Raw genomic sequence first — 23,122 nt, 5'->3', positions numbered from 1 at the left:
CGTTTCTCCGCCGAGCTCGAAGTTGTGGACGGATCGAGGTCCGATTTGGTCCACAACTTCGAGTTCGTCTGCTTTCCGCTGCCATTCGACACACGGTTACGTCCGTTAACCATGTAGGCATCTGATGGTCACAGGCCGCTGTCATTGTGGTGATCGAACAACGAAGCGCGTTCGACCACCAGTGAGGCCCCCTCCCATGAGTGTCAAGAAGATCTGCGCCGGTATCGGCGTCGCTGCAGCTGTTGCATCCGGAATCGTCGTCGGAACGGCTTCGCCCGCCGCCGCGGACCCGGCCGATTGCCCGGCGATGTACGTCGTGGCCATTCCGGGCACCTGGGAGACCAGCTCGGGTGCGGCCCCCAAGCCGGGCATGCTGACCGACGTCACCGATCGTCTCGGTGGCGACATCCGCACCGACTACGTCTCGTATCCCGCGACCGCGTTCCCATGGGAGGGCGAGGTGTACGGGCAATCGCGTGCCGAAGCCGTCGCCAACGCGGGCGGCATGCTCGAGGCCATGGTGAATCGCTGTGGCGCAACGAAACTGGGCATCATCGGGTACAGCCAGGGTGCCGACGCGGCGGGCGATCTCGCCGCGGCCATCGGCACCGGAGTGGGCGTGGTGCCCGCCGACAAGGTGGTCGCCGTGGGGCTGATCTCCGACCCGAAGCGCTCCGACACCGACGCTCTCGTGGGGCCCGCCGTGGTCGGAACCGGGGTCGGTGGACCCCGCGTCGGTGGATTCGGCTACGTCAGCCCCGTGGTGCGAACGTTCTGTGCCGTCGGCGACCTGTACTGCTCGACGCCCAAGGACGATTACGTCGCGCGGCTGGCCGGCTTCTTGGCCGTCTCGTCCAACCCCGCGCCGAACGTCGCCGATCAGTACTCGCAGGAAGCGCAGTCTCTGATCGCGGACCTCGCCGCGGCCGGTGGTCTGCCGGTGTTGCAGGGCCAGCTCACCGACCAGGCGAACGCTCAGCGTCAGCGTGAGATCGAGGCGTTCTACCGTTCGGGTATCCACCAGGAGTACCAGAGCTACGACGTCGGGGGCGGCCAGTCCGCGACTCGGTGGTTGGCGCGCTACCTCGCCGACGCGGTCTGACGGCGTAGCAGCACGAAAACCGCCACAGCGCTGACGGCCATCAGACCGGCGCTCCAGCCGGCCGCGAGGTTGAAGCCGTCGACGAACGACGAGTTCGCGACGGTGCTCAGTTGCGAGGCGAACGGCTCGGGCAGGTAGTCCGCGACGGCGACGGCGCCGCCTATGGTTTCTCGTGCGGGGTCCGCTATCTCGGCAGGGGTGCCCGCGGGGATGGCGTCGTCCATGCGGTGCCGGTAGACGGTGCTGCCGATCGTGCCGAGGATCGCGATACCCACGGCGCCGCCCAGTTCGGCTCCGGTTTCCGACAGTGCCGATGCGGCACCGGCCTTTTCGGGTGCCGCGGCAGTCAGGACGATGTCGGAGTTGAGCGTCGACGCCGCGCCGATGCCGAACGTCAGCAGAGCCATCCCGGTCAGGAGTAACGGTAGGCCCGAGTCGCTGGTGACGAAGACCATTGCCACACAACCGAATCCGATGAAAGCCAGGCCGCAGGCGATGATGGTGCCCGTATGGATGACCTTACTCATCGTCGGTGCCAACACAGCTCCGGTCGCTGCAGCCGCGGCGGGAATCAACAACCACAATCCGGCCTCGAGCGGCCCGAGCCCGACTACCAGCTGGAGGTACTGCGCGGCGAACAGGCTGAAGCCGGTCATCGCGAAAATCACCAGGAACTGCACGACGACAGCTGCACTGAAGGCACGTTCGGCGAACAGCGTGACGTCGATCAAAGGGTGTGCTGCCTTCCGTTGCCGGATGACGAACACTGCACCGAGCGTCAGCCCGACGAGGGCGGTCACGATCGTTGCCGCGTCGATCCCCTCCTGTGCACCGTGTTTGATGGCGAACACGATCGAGAGCATCGAGGAGATAGCGAGAATCACGCTGATGGGATCGAACTTCCCGGGGTCGGAGTCCTTGAACTCGGGGACCAGAAACGGGGCGGCGACGAAAAGTACCACCATGATCGGAATGTTGATCAGGAACACCGAGCCCCACCAGAAGTGTTCGAGCAGAACACCGCCGATGACAGGGCCCACTGCTGCTCCACCGGCGAAGCCGGCAGTCCACAGGCCGATGGCTTCCTTTCGCTGAGTGGGGTCGTGAAACATGTTGCGGATCAACGACAATGTACTCGGTGCAATGGTGGCTCCGCCGATTCCCAGCAGAGCGCGCGCCGCGAGCAGCATCTCGGGAGAGGTGGAGAACGTCGCGGCCAGAGACGCCACTCCGAACACGACGGCACCGATCATGAGCAGGGTGCGCCTGCCGATGCGATCGCCCAGCGAGCCCATGGTGATCAGGAGGCCGGCAAGCAGAAATCCGTAGATGTCGAGAATCCACAACGACTGATTGCTGGTGGGTTCGAGATCGGCCGTCATGAACGGCAGGGCCAGGTACAACACCGACATGTCCATCGACACGACGAGAATCGGCACCACCAGCACTGCGAGGCCGAGCCACTCCTTACCGGTGGCGCGCTGGTCGGTTGCCGTCTGGCTCACTGTGGTTTCCCTTCCCGAATGGACACCTCAGCTTAGGGGGATCGGGAGTACGTTCGGTGAAGAAACATGTCTCTCGCCGAACGAAGGAAAAATCACCTCATGACCAACGATCTGAAGGTAGTCGCGACGATCATCGCCAAGCCGGATGCCATCGACGCCGTGCGCGACGGCCTCTCCGCTCTGGTTGCCGAATCTCGGAAGGAAGACGGAAACATCTCCTACGAGCTGTTCGAGTCGGCGGTCGAGCCGGGGACCTTCATCACCGTCGAGGTGTGGAAGTCGCAGGAGGACCTCGACGGCCACATGCAGACTCCGCACCTGCAGCAGGCGCTAAGCGAGTTCGGGGCCCACCTCGCGGCTGCGCCCGCCATTCATCCCCTCCGGCCGGTCGGCTGACTCACCCCGCACGCTTGCGTAGACGAGTGTCGACACGATGAGCAGGGCCATCGTGGCACCGATCGCGAGCCAGCCGGTCCCGCTCATCTCGCCCGACGCGATGACGCGGGCTCCGGCGGCGGTGTAGCTCATGGGCATGAAGGCGGCGAGATCGCCCCAGATCGGTGCCGTCGACGCGTATGCGAAGCCACAGACGACGACCTGCACCGCGAGCGCGGCGACGTTGACGATCTGGCCGATCACGGCACCGAGCACCCGTTGGATCGCTCCCGCTGCGGCGAGGTAGGCCGCAGCCGAGACGATCAGGAACGCACCCGCTCCCAGGACCGGCCCGAGGGCGGCGTCGGTGGCGAAAGCGAACGCAACGGCGGCGCTGATGCCCACTGCGGCGACCGCTGCGGCCACGGCGAGCCAGCGAGGCTTGCTGTCCCTGCCCAGAACCCGCACGAGACTGACGCACCCGAGAGCACCGAGCGCGACCAGGGCAGCGATCAGATACGGGGTGGCACCGGTTCCGGTGCTCGACGACGTGGCCGCGATGCTCTGGTCCGACGCTGCGTCGTCGGGAGCGGCAGCGGTTCCCTGCGGAAGTGCCGCGGAGGCGTCGCGCACATTGGTGGCGATGCCGTTGACGATTCCCTCGACCGGTTCGACCGACGTCACGAGCTGATCGGTGCCGGCCTTGAGCTGCTGGCCGCCGTCGTCGAGCTGGCCCAGTCCGTCACGCAACTGCACGGTCGCGTCGCCGAGTTGGGCGGTGGCTCCGAGGAACTGACTGTTGGGGTCGTTGAGTTCGGAGGACAGCTGCTGAGCACCGCTCTTGAGGGTCTGCAGCTGGTCGAGGGTGTCGGGCCCGAAAGCCTGCGTGTTCAGAGTGTCGATGACCCCGCGGATCTCACCGGAGATGGCGTCCGATCCCGGGTGCGGGAATCGATCGACCTGGTCAGCGGTGGCGGCGAGTTTGGCGGTGAAATCGGCCTGCAGAGCGCCGAATCCGGCGAGCTGATCGACGACCTGGTCGACGCCACCGCTGATCTGGGACGCGCCGTCCCCGAGCTGACCGATGCCGTCGCGGTACTGCCCGAATCCATCGGCGAGCTGAATGGTTCCGTCGTGTGCCTGGGTGATGCCGTCGGCGAGCTGCCCGACGCCGTCGTTGAGCTGCGTTCCGCCGTCGGTCAGCTGGCCGATACCGCTGGAGAGGAACGTGATGGGCAGCGATGCGCTGTTGAGGCTGCTCCTGGCTGCGGCCAGGGGATCGGCCGTCTGCTGGTCCGCTGCCGGTGCCTGCTCGGTGTCGGCGACGACGGTGGTGGTTGCCGCGGGCTCGCCACCGAGGTCGTAGCCGGTGCCCAGTGCAAAGGCACCTACCGCTACCAGAGGAAACGCCAGCGCAGTGAGAGCAACGGCAGGACGTCGGAAGATACGCAATTCACCCATGATGAGTTCGAGGCTAACCGCACGGTGCAGCGTCGCCGACCAGTCGACGACCGTCGACGCCCTATTTTGTGCCCTCGACCTGGGAGTTTAAGAGGTCTCTGTGGATTACCGATTGCGGGGCAACAGGTCCCACACGTGCTCGGTTTCGTTCACCGAGGAGACCGACCTCGCGCCGCTGCGCGAGAACAGCACCCGCGTCACCGAGCAGTAGTCGATCGGGAAGCCGAGCACCTTCGGGGTCTGCAGAATGTCCTGCAGCAGGATGTTGATCACGCCGCCGTGAGCGAACAGCGCCACGGTGTCGGTGTGTGCGCTCGCCGAGACGACATCGGCGACACCGTCCAGAACTCGCCGGCGAAACGCCTGCTCGTCGACCTGCTCCGGGAGATACCCGGCCTTGATGCGATCGAATGCCTCACGGAATTCGGTCTTGGCCGACTCGATCGGGACGTAGCCGCCGAAGTCGCGATCGTATTCGGTCAGGCGATCGTCGGGCTCGACGGTCAGACCGAGCCGATCGGCCAGAGGCTGCGCGGTCTGGACGGCGCGTAGCTGCGAGCTCGAGACGACTCGCGAGATCGGGAACCGGGCGACGGCACCCGGCACTCGCTGGGACTGTTCGACGCCGAGTTCGGCCAGAGCGGGATCGGCCGAGGTCTCCGACCGTTGCGGGAGGGCATGCCGCACCAGAACCAATTGCATCGACTCACCTAATCACGAGTGTTCTGCCGCTGCGCAGCACCATCGATCGAAATGCCGCCACCTGACGCGGCGAATCGGCCCGCGGATCCCACACCATGCCGATTCGCCTGCGCGCGGCCGGTTGGTGGAGTCCGATGTCCACGGTTCCGCCCTCACCGCCGTGCGCGCGTATTCGCGGCAGAATGGCGATACCGAGACCGGCCCCGACGAGTCCGCGCACCGTGTGGGTGTCCTGACCCTCGAAGGCGATACGCGGGCTGAAGCCGGCGTCCGCCCACAACTCGTCGCAGATCGAGCGCATCCCGAAGCCGTGGCCCATCGCGATGTAGTTCTCGTCGGCCGTGTCGGCCAGATCGACCGACCTGCGCGTGGCCAGCCGATGATCGGCCGGAACCACCAGCATCAGTCGCTCGTCGTAGAGCTGGAACGAATTGTGCTCGGTGTGTTCGGCGCTGAGAGAGACGAACGCCAGGTCGGAGACCCCGTCGGCGAGACGGTCGAGGCAGCGTGCCCGGGCACCCTGGTCCAGATCGAACGTGACGGCCGGGTGGTCGACGCGGAACTGGCGGATCAGCGCCGGTACGACGTCCTCGCCCAGGGTGTTCTGAAACGCCACCGCGATACGGCCGCGGGCTCTGGCGTCGTGCTCGGTCATGGCGTCGATGCCGGCGTCGATGTCGCTCAACGCCCGCTGGAGATAAGGAATGAGCACTCGGCCGGTGCTGGTGAGCACGATCCCGCGGCCGCGTCGTTCCACGATGTCGACGCCCAGAATTGCCGAGGCGCGGGCGACCTGCCGACTGACGGTGGGCTGTGGGACGCCCAAGACGTGCGCGGCGTCGGTGATGTGTTCGGTGTCGGCCACTGCGACGAGAGTCGGTAGCAGCGGCAGGAGTTCGATCGCTTCACGACGCATTGCCGAATCATATCGCCGGTGTATCGGTTTGCCCGGTCTCATGCATTGGACGAATATCGTGAGCGCTTCTAACGTGATCTGCATGACCACGACGCAGCCCGAGGTGCTCGAATGGGAGGGACACCCCAGGGGATCGCGCGAATACCGCAGGCTCGTGCTGGCACTGCTGTTCGCCGGAGTCGCAACGTTCGCTCAGCTCTATTCGGTGCAGGGCATCCTGCCCCTCATCGCCGCCAATCTCGACATCACGCCGTCGCAGTCCTCGCTCGCGGTCGGGCTCGCGACGGTCGGCGTTGCGGTGTCCGTCATTCCCTGGTCGGTGGCGGCCGACCGCATCGGTCGTGTTCGGGCCATGACGGCGTCGATCCTCACTGCCACGACGCTGGGTCTGCTGGTTCCGCTCGCGCCGTCGCTCGAAGTACTGCTGGTGATTCGATTCTTCGAAGGTGCTGCACTGGGCGGTCTTCCGGCCATCGCCATCGCGTACCTCAGCGAAGAGATCCATCACAAGCACACAGCCCTGGCCGCGGCGACCTACGTGTCCGGTACGACTCTCGGCGGACTGCTCGGCCGCATCGTCGCGGGACCCGTTGCGGAGTACACCAACTGGCGGATCGGCACGTTGACCGTGTCGATGATCGCTGCGTTGGCCGCCGGACTGTTCGTCTGGCTCGCACCGAAGCCGCGAACGACGCTCGTGCACAGCCAAATTCGTGACCTACCCGGACGGCTGTGGGTGAACCTGCGCGAGCCGGGGATGGCGGCACTCTACGGCCAGGGATTTCTGCTGATGGGCGGCTTCGTCGCGATCTACAACTACCTCGGATTTCGTTTGGAGGCCGTGCCTTTCGGGCTCCCGCAGTCTCTGATCAGCCTGATCTTCGTGGCGTACCTCAGCGGTACAGTGTCCTCACGGGTAGCAGGCAATCTCGCGACGAAGCACGGCAGATCGGTGGTGCTCGCCGGATCCACCGCCACGATGATCGCCGGAGTCGCCCTGACGATGGCGTCGAATCTCGCCGTCATTCTGACCGGCTTGGTGATCCTGACCATGGGATTCTTTGCCGCCCACGCCATCGCGTCGGGATGGACCGGACAACGAGCCGTCCACGGCCGAGCCCAGGCGACATCGCTGTACAACCTCTTCTACTACGGCGGATCATCCGTCGTCGGCTGGATCGGCGGCGTCGTCTTCCAATCCCAGGGATGGAACGCGTTGGCGCTGTTCGTCATTGCGTTGGCAGTGATCGCAGGCGTGTGGGCCGCGTGCATGAACGGCCGATTGGCGAAGCCGGTATCAGTAGGTTGACGTGTTTGCGGCAGCGAGGGCAAAAATGACGATCGCACCCACGATGACGACGAAGAGCGCGATCGAGACGTAACCCACGATCAGGCCCGCCGTCGCAAAACCCGATCCGCCTTCGCCGGTGCGCTTGATCTGACCGCGCGAGATGTGGCCACACACCACCGCGCACACCGACGCAATCAACGGAATGAACGTCAGACCGAGAATCGCCAACACGAGTGACACGATCGCCAAGGTGTTGGTGGACGCCGGAGCCTGATACCCGCCGGCATACGGCGCATTCCCGTACTGCGAATACTGTTGCTGCGGGTTCGGGTACTGGGGGTTCGGGTTCTGATAGGGCGGATACTGCTGCCCGCCGTACGGCTGATCCTTGTTCGCTGCGTCGAACGGATCGTTGCTCTCACCCTGCGGATAGCCCATGGCGGGAGTGTGGCACCTGGAGACAGCGGTCGCAACCGCTCTCCCTCGGCGCTACGTGCCGAGCTTGCCCCACCCCACATAGGCGTCGACAGTGACGTATCCGGTCACGCGCGGCTGATCCCGAACCGGATACGGATTGCCGGTGTAATGCGTCGAGATGCGGTCGATGTCGACCAGATCGGGATCGTCCTGCAACTCGATCGAACCGTGCACCGTCACATGTGTGTACCAACTGGCCTCGTCCAACACCGAAATCGAGACCTTCGGATTCGCCTTGATGTGCTCGAGACGCTTCCGCGACGCATCGAAATTGAGCACGACCTTCCCGTCCTCCCACAGATACCACGTGGGTGCGGTGATCGGCGTCCCATCTGCACGAACCACCGCCATGACCGCGGGATTGGCCTTCTTCAGCAATTCGACAGCGGCATCGGGCAACGGAGGCTTTGGCATACGTCAACAGTACGACTCGACCCTCGCCTTGGGTCCCGAATCGCCCCACAGCGTCCCCCGGAGTCCACTCGATGTGCCATTGACTGCCGAAAAGGCCACTCAATGTCACATCGAGTGCACTGGGGTGAAAGGTGTGCACTCGGGAATCGGGTGCATCCGGTGTGGATCGGCGACTACAGGTTGGGGAGTTTGACTACCTGTCCGGCGTAGGAGAGTCCGGCACCGAAGGCGAGCAGCAGTGCTGTGTCTCCTGCTTTTGCTTTGCCGGTGCGCAGTAGTTCTTCCATGGCCAGGGGGATCGAGGCTGCCGAGGTGTTGCCGGTTTCGGCGATGTCATTGGCGACGGGTGTGTCCTCGTTCAGGTTCAGGCTCTTGGCGAGGAGTTCGGTGATGCGGCTGTTGGCCTGGTGGGGGATGAAGGCGTGCAGTTCGTCGGTTTTGATGCCCGCGACGTCGAGGACGCGCTGCGCGGCTTTGCCCATCTCGAAGGCGGCCCAGCGGAAGACGGAGATTCCGTTCATCCGGATCCAGGGGCGCTCGAGGCCTTCTTCGGTGATGTAGTCGTACCAGTCGGTGGTCTGGACGATGGCGTCGGATTGCGAGCCGTCGGAGCCCCAGACGGCGGGTCCGATCTCGGTTTCGTCGCTCTGGCCGACGACCACGGCACCGGCGCCGTCGGCGAAGATGAAGCGGGTGGTGCGGTCGTAGGGGTCGGTGGTGACGCTGAGCTGTTCTGCACCGATGACGAGGACGTACTTGGACGTTCCGGCCTTGACCAGGTCCGATGCGACGGCGAGGGAGTAGCAGAAGCCTGCGCAGCCGGCGCAGATGTCGAATGCGGCCGGCCCCTTGGTGCCGAGTCCGTGCGCTACTTTTGCAGCTGCTTGGGGTGTGAGTTCGAGATGCGTCGAGGTGGCGACGATGACGGTGTCGACTTGGTCGGCGGTGATTCCGCTGGCTTCGAGGGCCTTACGACCTGCCGCGATGGACATCTCGACGACGTTTTCCTTGGGATCGGCGAAGCGCCGGTTCTTGATTCCGGACCGCGTCTGGATCCACTCGTCGCTCGAGTCGATGAATTCACAGATCTCGTCGTTGGTCACGACTCTCTCGGGGCGGTGAACGCCGAGTCCGAGTAGTTTCGACTGTCGTCCCTGCGTCGTGCTGATCGCACCCATCTTCAATTTCCTCTCGTGCTACCGCGCCATCGCCGAGCTTCGGCTCGGGTCTTGGGCTACGGGCTCGGTGACACACGTTACGTGCGTCGCCTCGAGGAGTTCACACCAGTTCGGTGATGAGGGCTGCGACCTCAGCGGGCTTGTCGATCATGGCGTGGTGGTGGGCGGGCATGACGACAGTGAAGTCGGCCCGCAGATACGCGGCCAGCTTGCGTTGAGTCTTGATCCATCGCTTGCCCCACGGGGAGGGTCGTCCGGTGTGGGCTGCGGCGACGATGACCGGAACGACGAGGGGCGAACGCTTCCGCATTCTGTTCAGTTCGGCGGCGAGGTCCGGGTAGACGACGTCTTCCACCAGGGCGGCGGCGAGGTAGGTGGGTCGTCGATAGATGTCGTCGACCCAGTCGAACGTCTCCTGCGGTGTGCCGTCGGGCGGTGTCGCCTGATTGAGGACGCGTCGCACACGCGGTCCGACCAGCTTCTGCAGGCCGGTCTTGCTGAGCGCGGTGGCGATGACGTGGGCAGCCTCGACGCGCACGACGGTCGGGACGAAGCGTCTGGGGTCGGATTCGGCGCTGGAATCGAGCAACAGAATTCCGCGGGTGCGCGACGGGTACAGCCGGGCCACAGCTTCTGCGTAGAAGCCGGCTATCGAATGACCTACCACGACGGCCGGGTCGGTGACTCCGAGTGCGTCGAGGACACCGATGATTCGGTCTGCCTCCCCGCGGACGGTGGGTGTGGCACCGGCGGGCAAGGGGTCGCTGAGTCCGAAGCCGGGCCGGTCGAGCACGACCACGTGATGGTGGGCGCTCAGGATGTCGACGGTGTCGTTCCAGTCGAACCAGTTACTGCCGAGGCCTCCGCACAGGACGACCGTGGGGCCGGTTCCGCGTACGAACAGATGCAGACGTTGCCCGTCCACCTCGACGTACTGACCGGGAGGATGTTTCACGGGAAACAACGCACTGCGTTCGGCTCGATTCCCGCTGTCCATGTTTGGTACTCCACGATGCTCTACCGACCTGTCGACTGTTTCACGCTCCAGTTTCCATCATTTTCCCCGTTTTGCACACTCGTGCGCGTGGATCGGTCACGGGGGACGGTCATTGACGCGGCTTGGCCAGGGGGAACGCGAGTGTTTCCCGAATGCTGCCCCCGGTGATGAGCATGACGACCCGGTCGACTCCCATGCCGAGACCGCCGGTCGGCGGCATCCCGTGCTCGAGCGCTTGCAGAAAATCCTCGTCCAGGCTCATCGCTTCCTCGTCACCGCCGGCTGCCAACAGCGACTGTTCGGTCAGGCGCTGCCGCTGATCGACAGGGTCGGTCAGCTCGCTGTACGCGGTACCCAGCTCCACACCCCACGCGACGAGATCCCACTTCTCGGCGACGCCCGGAATGCTCCGATGCGGCCTCGTCAACGGCGACATCGACGTCGGGAAGTCCTTGTAGAAAGTTGGGAACTCGGTGTAGTCCTCGACGAGATGTTCGTACATTCCCTGCGCGACGGCCCCAGCATCCCAGGTCTTCTCGTACGGAATGTCGTTCTCGTCGCACAGGCGTTGTAGCTCCTCCAGAGGAGTCGCCGGTTCGACGGGCACTCCCAACTTCTCGGCGACGGCACCGTGCAACGTCTTGACCGGCCATTCGCCGGAGATGTCGATCTCGATCATTTCTCCGTTCGGGCCGTCCGGGCGCAATATGATCTCGCGTCCGTGCGCGGCGACGGCTGCTCGCTGAATCAACTCGCGGCACAACACCATTGCGCGTTCGTAGTCGCTGTGGGCCTCGTAGGCCTCGAGGATCGTGAACTCGGGGTTGTGCTTGAAGTCCGCGCCTTCGTTGCGGAACACGCGGCCGATCTCGAACACCTTCTCCATGCCGCCGACACACAGGCGCTTGAGATAGAGCTCCGGTGCGATCCGCAGGTAGAGGTCGAGGTTGTAGGCATTGATGTGGGTGACGAACGGTGCTGCGTTGGCACCGCCGTGAACCTGCTGCAGAATCGGTGTCTCGACCTCCATGTATCCGCGCTCGCCGAGCGAATCACGAAGTGACTTCACGACATTGGATCGGGCGATCATCAGTGCACGAGCATCGCGATTGATGGCCAGATCGACGTAGCGTTGCCGCACCCGAGCTTCCGGGTCGGTGAGTCCGCGATACTTGTCCGGCAGTGGATGCAGGCACTTGGCGTTCATTCGCCAGTCCGTCGCGAGGAGCGACAGCTCCCCACGCTTGCTGCGGCCGATCGCGCCACTGACCTCGATGAGATCGCCGAGGTCGAAATCGGCGTCGAAGTTCTCGATCGAATCCCCGACGCGATCGCGGTCGAAGAGAACCTGGATATCGGCCGACCAGTCACGCACCACAGCGAAGACGACACCGCCGTAGTCGCGAATCCGCAGGATGCGTCCGGCAATTCGTACCGTTGTGCCCTGCGGCGAGGCCACTGCTCCCTCGACCGTATGCGTCGGGGGATAGGCGACGGGATAGCCCTCGGTGCCCTCGCGTTCGAGACGATCGAGTTTCGACATGCGTACGCGCACCTGGTCGGGACGCTTACGGCCCGGTGTCGGCTCGTCCGGGACGCTGTCGGGGCCGCTGCCGTCGGGATGAATGTCGTCGGCGTCGGCCAGAGCCGCGGGCACCGCAACGTGAGAACCGGTGTGCTTCGAGGCGCGTCGGAAGGTCGGCAGGGTCAAGAAGCCCTCGGCGATGGCCGACGCGACGCCGACCTTGGGCAACACCCGATTGTCGGCGAAGCAGAGGTAGCGCGGCTCCCATTCCGGAAGGTACTTCACGTTCGAGCGATACAGGGCCTCGAGCTGCCACCACCGAGAGAAGAACACCAGCACGCTGCGCCAGATTCGCAACACCGGCCCGGCACCGATCCGGCTGCCCTCCTCGAACGCCGCGCGGAACACCGCGAAGTTCAGCGAGATCTTGCCGACCCCGAAATGATCGGCGCTGGTGGCGAGTTCGGTCACCATCAGTTCGATCACCCCGTTGGGCGACGCCGGATCACGACGCATCAGATCCAAGGACACTCCGGTGCGACCCCACGGCACCAGCGAGAGGACGCCGATCACCTTCTCGCCCTGAACTGCCTGCACCAGAAGACAATCGCCGTCGAGCGGATCACCCAGTCGACCCAACGCCATCGAGAAACCACGCTCGGTTTCGGTATCGCGCCACGCATCCGCGCAGGCGATTATTTCCGACATCTCCTCCGACGAAATGTCACGATGACGACGCACGGTGACCACGACACCCGCTTTACGAGCCCGGTTGACCGCCTGACGCACGGGGCGCATCTCGCGTCCATTGAGGTTGAAATCCTTGGTTTTCAGGATTGCTTCGTCGCCGAGTTCGAGGACACTCAGTCCGGCCCGCTTGTACGCGGTCGCGCCGATCTCGCTGGCGCCCATGACAGCTGGGGTCCAGCCGTATTTCTCGGCCAGGTCCAACCATTCCGAGATCGCATGCGGCCACGCCTCGGGATTTCCGATCGGGTCACCACTGGCCAGACACACGCCGACCTCGACGCGATACGTCACCGCCGCCTTACCGCTGGTGGCGAAGATGACGCCCTTGTCGCGCCGAGTGGCGAAGTAGCCGAGGGAATCGTCGGCACCCCATTTGTCGAGCAGGCCACGCAGCGCGGACTCGTCGCGACCGGTGAGCGCGTTGCTCGACCGCTGCGACCGAAACAACGTGACGACAGCCCCCAACAACGCCAACGCTCCGAACAGCCCGAGGGCCGTGTTCACGATGCCGTTCGGCCTGCCGTCGAACTGTTCGTTGTCCACCGTCGCCAACGCCGTCACGCGATTGAACGCCCACAGGAACGTCTGACTCTCCGGCAACGACCCGGGGAACAACGCAACCAGCGCCCACCCGATCACCGTCCCGACGGCCGCGCCGAGCACGAGCACCCCGAGCGCCTTCCACACCGCACCACGACGCACCCGCGTGTAGAACTCCTTGCGCGCGGCGATCAACACCCCCGTCACCACAACATGGACAACCAGCGCAATCCACGAACTGACGCTCTTGTCCGTGATCCCCTCGACCACATTGGTGATCGCCAACAACACCAGATAGATCGTCAGCAACCACCACGCAATGCGCTTACGACTCGCCAACGCCGCCGCCAACAAACCGACCACCAGCGCCCACGACAAACTCGTATCGGGAGCATCGAAGTAATAGCTGTCGACGTACTCACGCGGAACGTGAATCAGGAAACGAAGAGTCGGCGACAGACTCCACAGAAACAACAACACCGCGAACACACCGAGCACCAGACCCGCGATATGCGGAACCTCACTCAAACGACCGCGCTCGGGTGGCACGAACGACCGCGGAACCATGGACCCGGACCGCTCCGAGGAAACTGCTGTCGCCGTCATATCTCACTCCCGAAGTCAGAATGCACTTGCACCGTAGACGGTATCCCCGCCAAGGCGAGTCAGGTGCCCATTGCCCGCACCCCCGCCCACTCAATGTGACGTTCAGTGGCCTTTTCGACAGTCGATGTCACATCGAGTGGACATCGGGTCGGGTGCGGGCGGTGGATCTTCGGGTGCGTTGGATCTCGATACGACGTCGCCTCGGCGCGCGTGGGTAAAAGTTCGTCCACAGGGCGTGAGTTATCCACAGGGTAGTTCGTTTCCCGTCGTCGCGGCGGATTCGGGGTGCGCGGACTGTGCATCATCATGGCCATGAAGCGGGGTGGAGCACGAGTCGATGCGAAGGTGATCGCGGCTGCGTCGGATCGCGGGTTCATGAGGACAGCGCACTTACTCGAGCTCGGGGTGGCGTCGAAGACCATCGTTCGACGCACCCAGCCGGACGGCAGCTGGTCACGGGCGTTACCTGGGTTGGTGTTCTTGAAGAATCGTTCGCTGACGCCGATTGAACGAGCCACCGCGGTTGCGATCTACTGCGGAAAGGATGCTCTCATCAGCGGTCGGGCAGGGCTGGCGTTGCATGGATTGGGCACGTCGGGTTCGTTGGAGGAGACGTTCGCACTGATTCCCGAGCCGCAACATCGCAAGTCCGTGGGCTTCGCTGTCGTGGAGCGGACGTGGCGAATGCCGACGGCGGAAATCAAGTCGGGACTTCGCGTCGCCCCGATCGTTCGGTGTCTGTGCGATGCAGTTCGACGGATGAAGAATGCCGAGCAGTGCATGGCGTTGATTGCCGGTGTCGTGCAGCGAGGTGCGGCTACCGTGGACGCGATCATGAAGGAACTGAACGCCGGTAGTACGCGGGGAACTGCGATGCCACGTCGAGTTCTGAGGGAACTGGCTGCAGGTGCGCACTCGGTGGCGGAGGCTCAGGCCCAGAAGCTGTACGCGCGCAGCGGACTTCCGACGATGCAGCACAACGTGGCTGTCCACGACGAGCAAGGCAGGTTCCTGCTGATAGCCGACAACTGGCTCGACGACGTCGCGTTGGATTGGGAGATCGATTCGCTCGAATACCATCTCTCGCCCGCGGCGCACAGGGCGACGGTGGCGCGTCGGGAACGAGCACAGAATGCCGGCCTCATCGTGGTGACACATCTGCCGAGCGATATTCGGGAGGACCCGGAACGCGTTCTGTCCGACCTTCGTGCGCGTTACGAGCAGGCCAAGGCGCGACCGCGACCGAATGTCACGGTCCGACCGCGAGCGGATCAGGCTCGTAGTCGCTCGGGTTGATACACCCACACCATGTGCTTGCCGGTCTCGGACGCAGCCGAGATCGGCCGATGCTCGATCCTGTCCAGCACGAATCCAAGCCTCTCGGGTACGGCCTGGCTCCGGAGATTCGCTGCATCACAATGAATTTCGACTCGATTGATTCCGTCCAGCCCCACGGCTTCCCGTATGAGGGCACCGACCGCCTCGCTGATCACCCCACGTCCCTCGGCCCCGGCGTCGAGCCAGTAACCCAATTCGATGCCGTGCGGGCCGATCCGGCGATGCATCCCGATCTTGCCCAGAAACGCACCGCCGTCGCGCTCGAAAATTCCGTAATCGAACATCTCCCCGGCATTCCACTGCTCGACGGCCTCCGCAATACGAGCCGATTGCACCGAAGGCTGGGCCGCCTCTTCGGTCGCCCACCCCATCCACGGCGCAAGGCGCGCGAGATTGCGACCGATCACGTCGGCAACGGCAACGGCATCGCCGGCCGACTCGCGACGAATGAGAAGTCGGCCGGTGACAATCCGATCCGGAGGTACATCGAACATGGCCAGCAGTGTGTCAACAGTGCACCCGATCTGCCAACGAATTTCGTTGCACTGTCACCCGCTCGCAGTCCACTCGATGTGCCATCGACGGGCGAAAAGGCCACCGAAGGTCACATTGAGTGGACAAGGGGCAGCGGCAGGGGCGGGGTCAGGAAGCCGACCAGGATCTCCAGGACAGTTTGTCGATGATGATGACCGGACCTTCGGGTCTGTTGTTTTTGTATTGACTGTATTTCGCGACCAGGGCGTCGGTGGCCGATGTGCCTTCGGCGCTGGAGGTTTCGACGATGTGGGCGGATCCGTCCGCGCGGATCCACCAGAGTTGGGACCAATCGTCGGTGTAGTGGTCGACGATGAGGCTGACGGCGGGGTCGGCGCGGATGTTGTCGAGTCGCTGGAGTTTCTGCGTTGTCTTGGGTTTCCAGTCGATGGCGGTGAAGATTCGGTCGCCGGTGGGGGCGACGGCGAAGACGATCGGGACCAGGTGTGGTGTGCCGTCGGGGTTGATGGTGGAGAGTTGGGCTCGGGGTGCGTCGGTGAAGCGTTGGACTTCGTTGTCGATCTTCACGTTCGGTTCCTCGGGTTATGCGGATTCGCTGTGGGTGCTGTGTCGGGTGATGAATTGTTCGAGTGCCGCAACGGACATGGGGCGTCCGAGTAGGTGTCCTTGGCCGAAGGTTACGCCCATGTCGGTGCAGATCTGGAGTTGTTCCGGTGTCTCGATTCCCTCGATGACGGTGTCTTTGCCGAGAGTGGTGGTGACGTCGACGAGGGCTGTGCAGAGCGTGGTCATGGCGCGGCGTCGGTGCAGGTTGTCGCTGTCGAGGTGTTGGGTGAGGGATTTGTCGATCTTGAGGGTGTCGACGGGGAGGGTGGCGAGTCGTTCGAGGGAGGAGAAGCCGGAGCCGAAGTCGTCGATGGCGATGAGGACGCCGTGGCGTTGGACGTCGCGGAGTTGGTAGTGGACTGCGTCGAGGTCGTGGAGTGTCTGTGATTCGGAGAGTTCGAGGGCGAGTCGTCCGGGTTCTATGCCGTAGGTGTCGACGGTGTCGATGACGTCGGTTGCGAGGGTTCCGGTGGCGAAGTGGGCTGGGCTGATGTTGACGCCCACTTGGAGGTGGATGTTGCGGGTCTGCCAGTCCGCGATCGTGTGCGCGACCTCGGCGAGGATCCACATGCTCAGCGGGACGATGAGGTCGGCGTCCTCGGCGAGGGGGATGAAGGTGTCGGGCATCAGCAGGCCGAGTTGGGGGTGGTTCCATCGGATGAGTGCTTCGGCCCCGACGACCGTTCCCGTCGCGAGTTCCACGATGGGTTGGTAGACCATCGTCAGTTCGCGCTCGACCATGGCGGTGCCGCGTAGTCGTTCGATGAGTTCGAGTCGGGTGCGGTTGGTGTGGTGGAGCTCGTCGGTGAAGACGTGGTGTTCGTTGCGTCCGACGGCTTTGGCGGCGTGCATTGCTGCGGTGGCGTTGTGGACCAGTTGGGTGGCGCTGATGTCGGTGGTGGTACTCGAGGCGACTCCGACGCTGGCGGTGAGGGTGAGTTGGCGGCCGGAGAGCTCGAAGGCGGGCTCGAAGATGCTCGCGAATCCGGCAGCCAGGGCGCGCGCGGCTATGGAGTGGCATCCCCGTGCGATGACGACGAATTCGTCGCCGATGAGTCGGCCGATGGTGTCGCCGGGGCGGGTGGAGGCGAGCAGTCGGTCGGCGACCATGCACAGCAGGCTGTCGCCCTGGGCGGGTCCGAGGGCGTCGTTGAACTCTCGGAATCCGTCGATGTCGACCAGCAGGACGCTGAACTGACGATCCGGGGTGCGTCGTTCGAGCTCGTCGGTGATGAGGGCAAGGATCTCGACGCGGTTCGGAAGACCGGTCAGCGCGTCGCGTTGGGCGGCTGTTCCGACTACGGCGGCGGCTGAGGTGACCGCGGCGACATGACGGGGCGGCGCGTCGTGCTCTCGGCTCACTGTTCCCCCTCATGGCCGGACAGCCATGGATGATACTAGCCGAAGAGTCTGCTTGAACGCTATAAACAGGGAGCATCCCCTTTTTTAGGACTATTAGATCACGGTGTCCTTGGTTTGTGGGCCGTTTGCGCGTCCTGTCGATGCTCGTTCTTCGACGCTCCAGATCGCGTCGTCCACGCTGTCGCTGAGTCCGAGCACCCACCGAGCCGCCGACCGGCCCTGATCGAACAGCGACTGCGCAACGGTGGTCAATCCGGCCTCGGCCGCGGCAGGGGAGTCGTCCCACCCGGTCACGGCCAGTCGCCCCGGAACGTCGATTCCGGCTGTGGCCGCAGCATCGAGCACTCCGAGGGCAAGTTCGTCGCTCATCACGAGCAATGTGTCGATAGCGTTGTCCTGCAACAACACCTGCGCTGCTCGGTCCCCTTCGGGGCGGGCGTTGTTGGTGGTGAACAGTGTCGGTACCGTCGACCATTCGATCCCCGATTGCAGGCATGCGTCTCGGTAACCCTCGAGTCGAGCTCGGGTCACCGGCATCGAGATGTCCGACGCGTCCGCGCCACGCACGATCGTCGATTCGCGTCGGGTATCGGGCCTGAGAGCGACGATGGCAGGTCGAGATCGGCTGTGCAATGCGGCGGTGGCCACTGCGTCGGCTGCCGCCCTGTCGTCGATGGCGATCGAGTTCAGGCCAGGGTGGTCGGGCCCACCCTGGATGCACGTGGGGCGGCCGGTCTCGACGAGCACGTCGAGCAAGGGGTCGTCGATCTCCGTGGTCCACACCACGTACCCGTCGACCTGTGCGTCTCGGATGCGAGCGTTGTCGGTGTCGCGGTGCAGGTTCGGCAGCATCACCAGCGCGGTGTCGGCGTCGAGACACGCTTCGGCGATGCCGGACAGAAACCGTCGAGCCTGGGGATCCTCGAAGGCGTAGGTGAGCTTCTCGCCGAGGACGACGCCGATGCTGTCGTGCCTGCCGCTGCGCAACGACCGCGCGGTGCGGTTGGGACCGGCGTATCCGAGGGCCGCTGCTGCCTCGTGCACGCGATCGCGGGTGGCCGCGGAAACTCGGCTCGGTCGGTTGTAGGTGTACGAGACGCTCATGGTGGAAACGCCTGCGGACGCTGCGACGTCGGCCATGGTCACCCGAGTGTTCACCGGCCCACTGTAGCGCGCGGCACCGATGATGTGTAACGATACACAGCATGTCGTCGCCGCTACCGAAGCTGCTGGTGCTCGCCGCAGCCGCATTCATCTACGTCACGGCGGAAACGCTGCCCGTGGGGTTGCTCCCCGAGATATCCGGGGACCTCGGCGTCGGCGAATCCGCCGTGGGTCTCCTACTGACCTTCTACGCGTACGGCGTCGCCGTGATGACGATGCCGTTGATCCGGTTCGTGCGGCAGTGGCCCCGACGACGCGTCGTGGTCATCACCGTTGCCGCACTGGCACTCTCGCAACTCCTCTCGGCGGTATCGGTCGGATATCCGATGTTGGTGATCTCTCGAATGCTCTGCGCGGCAACGCACGGAGTCTTCTGGGCCGTCGTCGCTCCGGTCGCGGCATCTCTGGCTCTACCCGGTAAGCAGGGCAAGGCCATCGCGACGGTGTATGCCGGTACCTCGTTGGCGTTGGTTGCCGGCAACCCGCTCACGGCAGCACTGGGGCAGTGGCTGGGATGGCGCACCGCAGCAACGATTCTCGGCATCGTCGCCGCAGCCATCGCGGTGGCGCTGTACTTCGTCCTCCCGGCACTACCGGTCACCCGAGCGGTCTCGGAAACGAAGAAGACACCGCGGGTGCTCGACGGCTCCCTGGCCGTTCTGTGTGCAGTGACGTTCCTGGCCGTCCTCGGTCATTTCGCCGCGTACACCTACTTCTCGGTGATCGTCGACCGTGCCATCGGATCGGCGGGAACCACCCTGACCTTGATGCTGATGCTGTACGGACTGTTCGGGGTGGTCGGCATCTGGGTGATCGGGAGAACCTACGACCGGTGGCCCCGGCACTCGACCATCGCGGCCCTCGGTGCGGTCGCAGCGGCAGTGGCAATTCTCTGGTGCACTCTGAGCGGGGCTCCGGGCAGCTGGGCCGTGTTCGCCGTCGGTGCCATCGCGTTGTGGGGGCTGGCCTTCACCACCCTTCCGGTGTGTATTCAATCGGCCGTGGTCAGAGCCGCCCCGGCCGATGCGGACAAGGCGTCGGCGATCTACGTCGTTTCCTTCCAGTTGGCGATCGCGACGGGCGCACTGCTGGGCGGTGTGGTGATCGACCTGAGCGGCATCGGGGCCGTCACCGCTGCTGCAACAGCCCTGGTCGCCGCAGCGCTGGCCGTGGTCGTGGTGGCGCGCAGAACCTTTCCGAGTCGCTACGCACAGGAGCCGGTGACAGCAACGGCACGCTGACCGTTGAGGTACCCCGCACGATAGGGTCAGCACGCGACGAACGAGGGAATCCGGTGCAATTCCGGAGCTGGCGCGCAACGGTGACGAGTGAGAGCTCGAAGTCCGAATGCTCGGACGTCGCGATCCACCTCCAACCGCGGCTCCGCGACACGAGCCCTCAGCAGGAAGCTCTTCACGATGCGCACCACCCTCGCCGTACTAGGCGCTGTCTCGTTCCTCGTTCTCGCCGGCTGTTCGTCCACGGCGACGACCGACGCGGCCACCCCGACCACAGGAAACTATCCGCTGACCATCGACAATTGCGGTCGCGACGTCGTCGTCGACGCCCCGCCGCAACGTGCGGTCTCGTTGAATCAGGGTTCGACGGAAATCCTTCTCTCGCTCGGCCTCGCCGACCGTATGGTCGGCACCGCCACCTGGACCGACCCCGTCCGTGCGAACCTCGAGTCGGAGAACGCGAAGGTGCCCAGGTTGGCGGACAACAAACCTTCCCTCGAGGTGGTGTTGGACGCCGAGCCCGACTTCGTCACCGCGTCGTTCGGCGGCACCCTCGGACCGGGAGGCGTCGCCGACAGAGACCAGTTCGAGCAGCTCGGTGTGCCGAGCTACCTCTCTCCCACCGACTGCAACGGCAAGACCGACGACAGCGTCAACTCCGACGGCGCGCGTACGTCACCACTCGAGATAGAGACCGTCTACCAGGAGATTAGCGACCTCGCGGCCATCTTCGACGTGCGTGATCGCGGTGAACGCTTCATCGCCGAACTGCAGGATCGCTTCGCGAAGGCATCGGGAGCCGTCGACGCCTCCGGTGTGTCGCTGGCGTACTGGTTCGCCGACACCGACACCCCCTACATGGCCGGATGCTGTGGATCGTCGGGCATCATCACCGAATCCGTCGGTGCCGAGAACATCTACGCCGACACCACCGACGAATGGCCACAGGTCAATTGGGAGAGTGTTCTCGATCGCGATCCCACCGCGCTCGTGCTCGCGGACCTGAGCCGACGGAGCATCGCCGGGGATGCTCTCGACAGCAAGATCGCCTTCCTGGAATCGAATCCCGTCACGAGTCGGCTCACCGCCGTCGAGAGCAAGCGGTACATCGTCGTCAACGGTGCCGACCTCAACCCGTCGATCCGTACGATCGACGGGGTCGAAAAAGTTGCTGCTGCTCTGCAGAACTGGGGATCGACCACCCCATGAGCCGGACCGATCGCGGGTTGCTGATCCCGCTTCTGCTCGGTGGCTTCGTGGTGTTGGTGCTCTCGATCGGCGTGGCCGTGACCATCGGTCCGGCCAGCGTGTCGGTATCCGATGTGTATCGAGTGATACTGGGGCACATCGGGATCGGTACGGCCGAAGTGAGCCGCATCGAGGACGGCATCGTCTGGCAGTTGCGATTGCCCCGAACGCTGCTCGCCGCCGTCTGCGGTGCAGGCCTCGCGCTGTGCGGAGCCATCATGCAATCGCTGCTGCGCAATCCCCTCGCCGACCCGTTCGTACTGGGTATCTCGTCGGGCGCATCCACCGGTGCCGTCGTCGTCGCGGTGCTCGGCGTCGGTGGCGGTGCACTGTCGCTGTCCACCGGAGCCTTCGCCGGAGCGCTGCTGTCGTTCGTGCTGGTCATGCTGCTCGCCGCAGGTGCGGGCGGCGGCAACGACCGCGTCGTGCTCGCGGGAGTGGCAGGTACACAACTGTTCTCGGCTCTGACGTCGTTCATCGTCATATCTTCGGCCGACGCCGAGCAAACCCGAGGAGTCTTGTTCTGGCTGCTCGGTTCCTTGAGCGGCGCCGACTGGACGGACGTGGCACTGTGCGGCACTGTGGCACTGTTGGGCATGGCGGTGTGCCTGTTCAACACCTCGGCCCTCGATGCCTTCACTTTCGGGCACGACGCGGCCGCATCCCTCGGCGTTCCGGTGAAATACGTGCGAATCCTGTTGCTGGTCATCACCGCATTGATCACGGCCGCCCTCGTCAGCGCCGCCGGTGCCATCGGATTCGTAGGGCTGGTGCTACCGCACGCTGCTCGTTTCCTCGTGGGGTCGCGCCATCGAAGACTGCTCCCGACGACGGTGGTGATGGGGGCAATATTCATGGTCTGGGTCGACACCATCGCTCGAACGGTGTTCGCACCACAGGAAATTCCGGTCGGAGTGGTCACAGCCCTCATCGGCGTTCCGGCCTTCGCCCTGATTCTCTTTCGGCTCAGGAGATCTCGATGACACTGCACGCCAGAGACATTCGATGGACCCGGAGTGGACACCCGATCCTAGACGGCATCAGCTTCGCGCCGGAACCGGGAGAGACCATCGGCCTGATCGGCCCCAACGGCTCGGGCAAATCCTCCCTGTTGCGAATTCTTGCCGGCATCGTCGCACCCGACAGTGGCGACGTGCTGCTCGACGGAAACAACCTGCGAACACTGCGCCGACGTCGCGTCGCCAGACGGGTGGCCATGGTCGACCAACACTCCGACACCGACATCGACATCAGCGTCCGCGACGTCGTCCGCCTCGGCCGCATCCCACATCACGGCATCCTCGGCGGCGACGCATCCGACGACGACGCCGCCATCGCACGAGCACTCACCGACACCGCCATGGCATCGAAAGCCACCCGACGGTGGCACACACTCTCCGGCGGCGAACGCCAACGAGTCCAGATCGCCCGAGCCCTCGCCCAGCAACCCACCGAACTACTGCTCGACGAGCCGACCAATCACCTCGACATCCAACATCAACTCGACATCCTCACCCTCGTCGCAGGCCTACCCCTGAGCAGCTACATCGCCCTGCACGACCTCAACCTCGCCGCCATGTTCTGCGACCGAATCATCGTCCTCGATCACGGCACCATCGTTGCATCGGGAACCCCGAACGAAGTGATCACCGAACACCTGGTGCGCACGGTATACAACGTGAACGCCAGCGTCACGAATGCCGACAACTACCCCCAGGTGACCTATCGCCGCCCCACCCCTTCCGACCCTGGAGTCCACTCGATGTGACATTGACTGCCGAAAAGGCCACTGGATGTCACATTGAGTACCGGCGGATGGCACACAGTGTGAC

General features: G+C 64.4%; 21 protein-coding genes. 8 read left to right on the top strand and 13 right to left on the bottom strand.

Annotation, left to right across the window (positions count from 1 at the left end; all coding sequences use genetic code 11):
• The first annotated feature begins 196 nt into the window (after positions 1-196).
• Entirely contained in the window at positions 197-1,102 is a 906-nt protein-coding gene (locus CH273_RS15845) for a cutinase family protein (RefSeq protein ID WP_032397009.1), read from the top strand.
• Here the strand turns inward: CH273_RS15845 and CH273_RS15840 are convergent.
• Entirely contained in the window at positions 1,081-2,607 is a 1,527-nt protein-coding gene (locus tag CH273_RS15840; protein ID WP_032397010.1) for an MFS transporter, read from the bottom strand. The two genes, CH273_RS15845 and CH273_RS15840, sit on opposite strands and share 22 nt — an antisense overlap.
• A gap of 99 nt (positions 2,608-2,706) precedes the next feature.
• On the opposite strand from CH273_RS15840, the gene CH273_RS15835 reads away from it, so the two are divergent.
• The gene (locus CH273_RS15835) at positions 2,707-3,003 is read left to right on the top strand and encodes a putative quinol monooxygenase (protein ID WP_032397011.1); all 297 of its coding nucleotides are present in this window, start codon (positions 2,707-2,709) and stop codon (positions 3,001-3,003) included.
• On the opposite strand, the gene CH273_RS15830 is transcribed toward CH273_RS15835, so the two are convergent.
• From CH273_RS15830 to CH273_RS15820, 3 genes are all read right to left on the bottom strand, one after another.
• Positions 2,938-4,443, bottom strand: coding sequence for a phage infection protein (locus tag CH273_RS15830; protein WP_094638021.1), 1,506 nt, complete (start codon positions 4,441-4,443; stop codon positions 2,938-2,940). The genes CH273_RS15835 and CH273_RS15830 overlap by 66 nt on opposite strands.
• A 105-nt stretch (positions 4,444-4,548) precedes the next feature.
• Complete coding sequence (locus tag CH273_RS15825) at positions 4,549-5,145, bottom strand: histidine phosphatase family protein (protein ID WP_032397013.1); 597 nt, start codon at positions 5,143-5,145, stop codon at positions 4,549-4,551.
• Between the two features lie 4 nt (positions 5,146-5,149).
• On the bottom strand, positions 5,150-6,061 hold the full coding sequence (locus tag CH273_RS15820) for a LysR family transcriptional regulator (protein ID WP_230596957.1): 912 nt from the start codon (positions 6,059-6,061) through the stop codon (positions 5,150-5,152).
• 82 nt (positions 6,062-6,143) lie between these two features.
• Between CH273_RS15820 and CH273_RS15815 the strand changes: the two genes are divergently transcribed.
• Positions 6,144-7,370, top strand: a complete 1,227-nt coding sequence (locus tag CH273_RS15815; protein WP_032397014.1) for an MFS transporter — start codon at positions 6,144-6,146, stop codon at positions 7,368-7,370.
• Here CH273_RS15815 and CH273_RS15810 read toward each other — a convergent pair.
• The 5 genes from CH273_RS15810 to lysX form a co-directional block, all read right to left on the bottom strand.
• A complete protein-coding gene (locus CH273_RS15810) occupies positions 7,359-7,790 on the bottom strand; it encodes a DUF4190 domain-containing protein (RefSeq protein ID WP_052049965.1) in 432 nt (143 codons plus the stop codon). The genes CH273_RS15815 and CH273_RS15810 overlap by 12 nt on opposite strands.
• A 51-nt stretch (positions 7,791-7,841) precedes the next feature.
• Positions 7,842-8,243 (bottom strand): PPOX class F420-dependent oxidoreductase, encoded by a 402-nt coding sequence (locus CH273_RS15805; RefSeq protein ID WP_032397015.1) that lies wholly within the window; start codon positions 8,241-8,243, stop codon positions 7,842-7,844.
• Positions 8,244-8,416: 173 nt separating this feature from the next.
• Positions 8,417-9,421: a beta-ketoacyl-ACP synthase III gene (locus tag CH273_RS15800; protein WP_032397016.1), complete on the bottom strand. Its 1,005-nt coding sequence runs from the start codon at positions 9,419-9,421 to the stop codon at positions 8,417-8,419.
• 100 nt (positions 9,422-9,521) lie between these two features.
• Positions 9,522-10,418 (bottom strand): alpha/beta fold hydrolase, encoded by an 897-nt coding sequence (locus CH273_RS15795; protein ID WP_179275489.1) that lies wholly within the window; start codon positions 10,416-10,418, stop codon positions 9,522-9,524.
• Positions 10,419-10,527: 109 nt separating this feature from the next.
• Positions 10,528-13,839 carry a bifunctional lysylphosphatidylglycerol synthetase/lysine--tRNA ligase LysX gene (gene lysX / locus CH273_RS15790; protein ID WP_032397017.1) on the bottom strand — a complete coding sequence of 1,104 codons (3,312 nt, stop codon included), beginning with the start codon at positions 13,837-13,839 and terminating at the stop codon, positions 10,528-10,530.
• Positions 13,840-14,145: 306 nt separating this feature from the next.
• Between lysX and CH273_RS15785 the strand changes: the two genes are divergently transcribed.
• Complete coding sequence (locus tag CH273_RS15785; RefSeq protein WP_230596959.1) at positions 14,146-15,135, top strand: hypothetical protein; 990 nt, start codon at positions 14,146-14,148, stop codon at positions 15,133-15,135.
• On the opposite strand, the gene CH273_RS15780 is transcribed toward CH273_RS15785, so the two are convergent.
• The 4 genes from CH273_RS15780 to CH273_RS15765 all read right to left on the bottom strand — a co-directional run bounded on the left by CH273_RS15780 (position 15,111) and on the right by CH273_RS15765 (position 18,798).
• The gene (locus CH273_RS15780; RefSeq protein ID WP_032397018.1) at positions 15,111-15,671 is read right to left on the bottom strand and encodes a GNAT family N-acetyltransferase; all 561 of its coding nucleotides are present in this window, start codon (positions 15,669-15,671) and stop codon (positions 15,111-15,113) included. The two genes, CH273_RS15785 and CH273_RS15780, sit on opposite strands and share 25 nt — an antisense overlap.
• 148 nt (positions 15,672-15,819) lie before the next feature.
• Complete coding sequence (locus CH273_RS15775; RefSeq protein WP_032397019.1) at positions 15,820-16,239, bottom strand: TIGR03668 family PPOX class F420-dependent oxidoreductase; 420 nt, start codon at positions 16,237-16,239, stop codon at positions 15,820-15,822.
• Between the two features lie 15 nt (positions 16,240-16,254).
• Positions 16,255-17,640 (bottom strand): putative bifunctional diguanylate cyclase/phosphodiesterase, encoded by a 1,386-nt coding sequence (locus CH273_RS15770; protein ID WP_052049967.1) that lies wholly within the window; start codon positions 17,638-17,640, stop codon positions 16,255-16,257.
• Between the two features lie 93 nt (positions 17,641-17,733).
• Positions 17,734-18,798, bottom strand: a complete 1,065-nt coding sequence (locus tag CH273_RS15765) for a substrate-binding domain-containing protein (protein WP_032397020.1) — start codon at positions 18,796-18,798, stop codon at positions 17,734-17,736.
• Between the two features lie 47 nt (positions 18,799-18,845).
• Between CH273_RS15765 and CH273_RS15760 the strand changes: the two genes are divergently transcribed.
• The 4 genes from CH273_RS15760 to CH273_RS15745 all read left to right on the top strand — a co-directional run bounded on the left by CH273_RS15760 (position 18,846) and on the right by CH273_RS15745 (position 23,058).
• A complete protein-coding gene (locus tag CH273_RS15760) occupies positions 18,846-20,045 on the top strand; it encodes an MFS transporter (protein ID WP_032397021.1) in 1,200 nt (399 codons plus the stop codon).
• A 177-nt stretch (positions 20,046-20,222) separates the two neighbouring features.
• Positions 20,223-21,251, top strand: coding sequence for an ABC transporter substrate-binding protein (locus tag CH273_RS15755; RefSeq protein WP_032397022.1), 1,029 nt, complete (start codon positions 20,223-20,225; stop codon positions 21,249-21,251).
• Positions 21,248-22,273: a FecCD family ABC transporter permease gene (locus tag CH273_RS15750; RefSeq protein ID WP_032397023.1), complete on the top strand. Its 1,026-nt coding sequence runs from the start codon at positions 21,248-21,250 to the stop codon at positions 22,271-22,273. Before CH273_RS15755 ends, CH273_RS15750 begins: the two co-directional genes overlap by 4 nt.
• Complete coding sequence (locus CH273_RS15745) at positions 22,270-23,058, top strand: ABC transporter ATP-binding protein (protein ID WP_032397024.1); 789 nt, start codon at positions 22,270-22,272, stop codon at positions 23,056-23,058. The genes CH273_RS15750 and CH273_RS15745 overlap by 4 nt, the downstream gene beginning before the upstream one ends.
• Positions 23,059-23,122 lie beyond the last annotated feature (64 nt).

Origin of the sequence: Rhodococcus sp. 05-339-2, assembly GCF_002258965.1 — a bacterium.
GTDB lineage: Bacteria > Actinomycetota > Actinomycetes > Mycobacteriales > Mycobacteriaceae > Rhodococcoides.
This window is presented reverse-complemented; position numbering and strand designations above follow the sequence as displayed.

Bases quoted from the DNA above. Each gene is read 5' to 3' on its own strand.
- CH273_RS15845 (WP_032397009.1), top strand. From the start codon at position 197: ATGAGTGTCAAGAAGATCTGCGCCGGTATCGGCGTCGCTGCAGCTGTT.
- CH273_RS15835 (WP_032397011.1), top strand. From the start codon at position 2,707: ATGACCAACGATCTGAAGGTAGTCGCGACGATCATCGCCAAGCCGGAT.
- CH273_RS15830 (WP_094638021.1), bottom strand. From the start codon at position 4,443: ATGGGTGAATTGCGTATCTTCCGACGTCCTGCCGTTGCTCTCACTGCG.
- CH273_RS15825 (WP_032397013.1), bottom strand. From the start codon at position 5,145: ATGCAATTGGTTCTGGTGCGGCATGCCCTCCCGCAACGGTCGGAGACC.
- CH273_RS15820 (WP_230596957.1), bottom strand. From the start codon at position 6,061: ATGCGTCGTGAAGCGATCGAACTCCTGCCGCTGCTACCGACTCTCGTC.
- CH273_RS15815 (WP_032397014.1), top strand. From the start codon at position 6,144: ATGACCACGACGCAGCCCGAGGTGCTCGAATGGGAGGGACACCCCAGG.
- CH273_RS15810 (WP_052049965.1), bottom strand. From the start codon at position 7,790: ATGGGCTATCCGCAGGGTGAGAGCAACGATCCGTTCGACGCAGCGAAC.
- CH273_RS15805 (WP_032397015.1), bottom strand. From the start codon at position 8,243: ATGCCAAAGCCTCCGTTGCCCGATGCCGCTGTCGAATTGCTGAAGAAG.
- CH273_RS15800 (WP_032397016.1), bottom strand. From the start codon at position 9,421: ATGGGTGCGATCAGCACGACGCAGGGACGACAGTCGAAACTACTCGGA.
- CH273_RS15795 (WP_179275489.1), bottom strand. From the start codon at position 10,418: ATGGACAGCGGGAATCGAGCCGAACGCAGTGCGTTGTTTCCCGTGAAA.
- lysX (WP_032397017.1), bottom strand. From the start codon at position 13,839: ATGACGGCGACAGCAGTTTCCTCGGAGCGGTCCGGGTCCATGGTTCCG.
- CH273_RS15785 (WP_230596959.1), top strand. From the start codon at position 14,146: ATGGCCATGAAGCGGGGTGGAGCACGAGTCGATGCGAAGGTGATCGCG.
- CH273_RS15780 (WP_032397018.1), bottom strand. From the start codon at position 15,671: ATGTTCGATGTACCTCCGGATCGGATTGTCACCGGCCGACTTCTCATT.
- CH273_RS15760 (WP_032397021.1), top strand. From the start codon at position 18,846: ATGTCGTCGCCGCTACCGAAGCTGCTGGTGCTCGCCGCAGCCGCATTC.
- CH273_RS15755 (WP_032397022.1), top strand. From the start codon at position 20,223: ATGCGCACCACCCTCGCCGTACTAGGCGCTGTCTCGTTCCTCGTTCTC.
- CH273_RS15750 (WP_032397023.1), top strand. From the start codon at position 21,248: ATGAGCCGGACCGATCGCGGGTTGCTGATCCCGCTTCTGCTCGGTGGC.
- CH273_RS15745 (WP_032397024.1), top strand. From the start codon at position 22,270: ATGACACTGCACGCCAGAGACATTCGATGGACCCGGAGTGGACACCCG.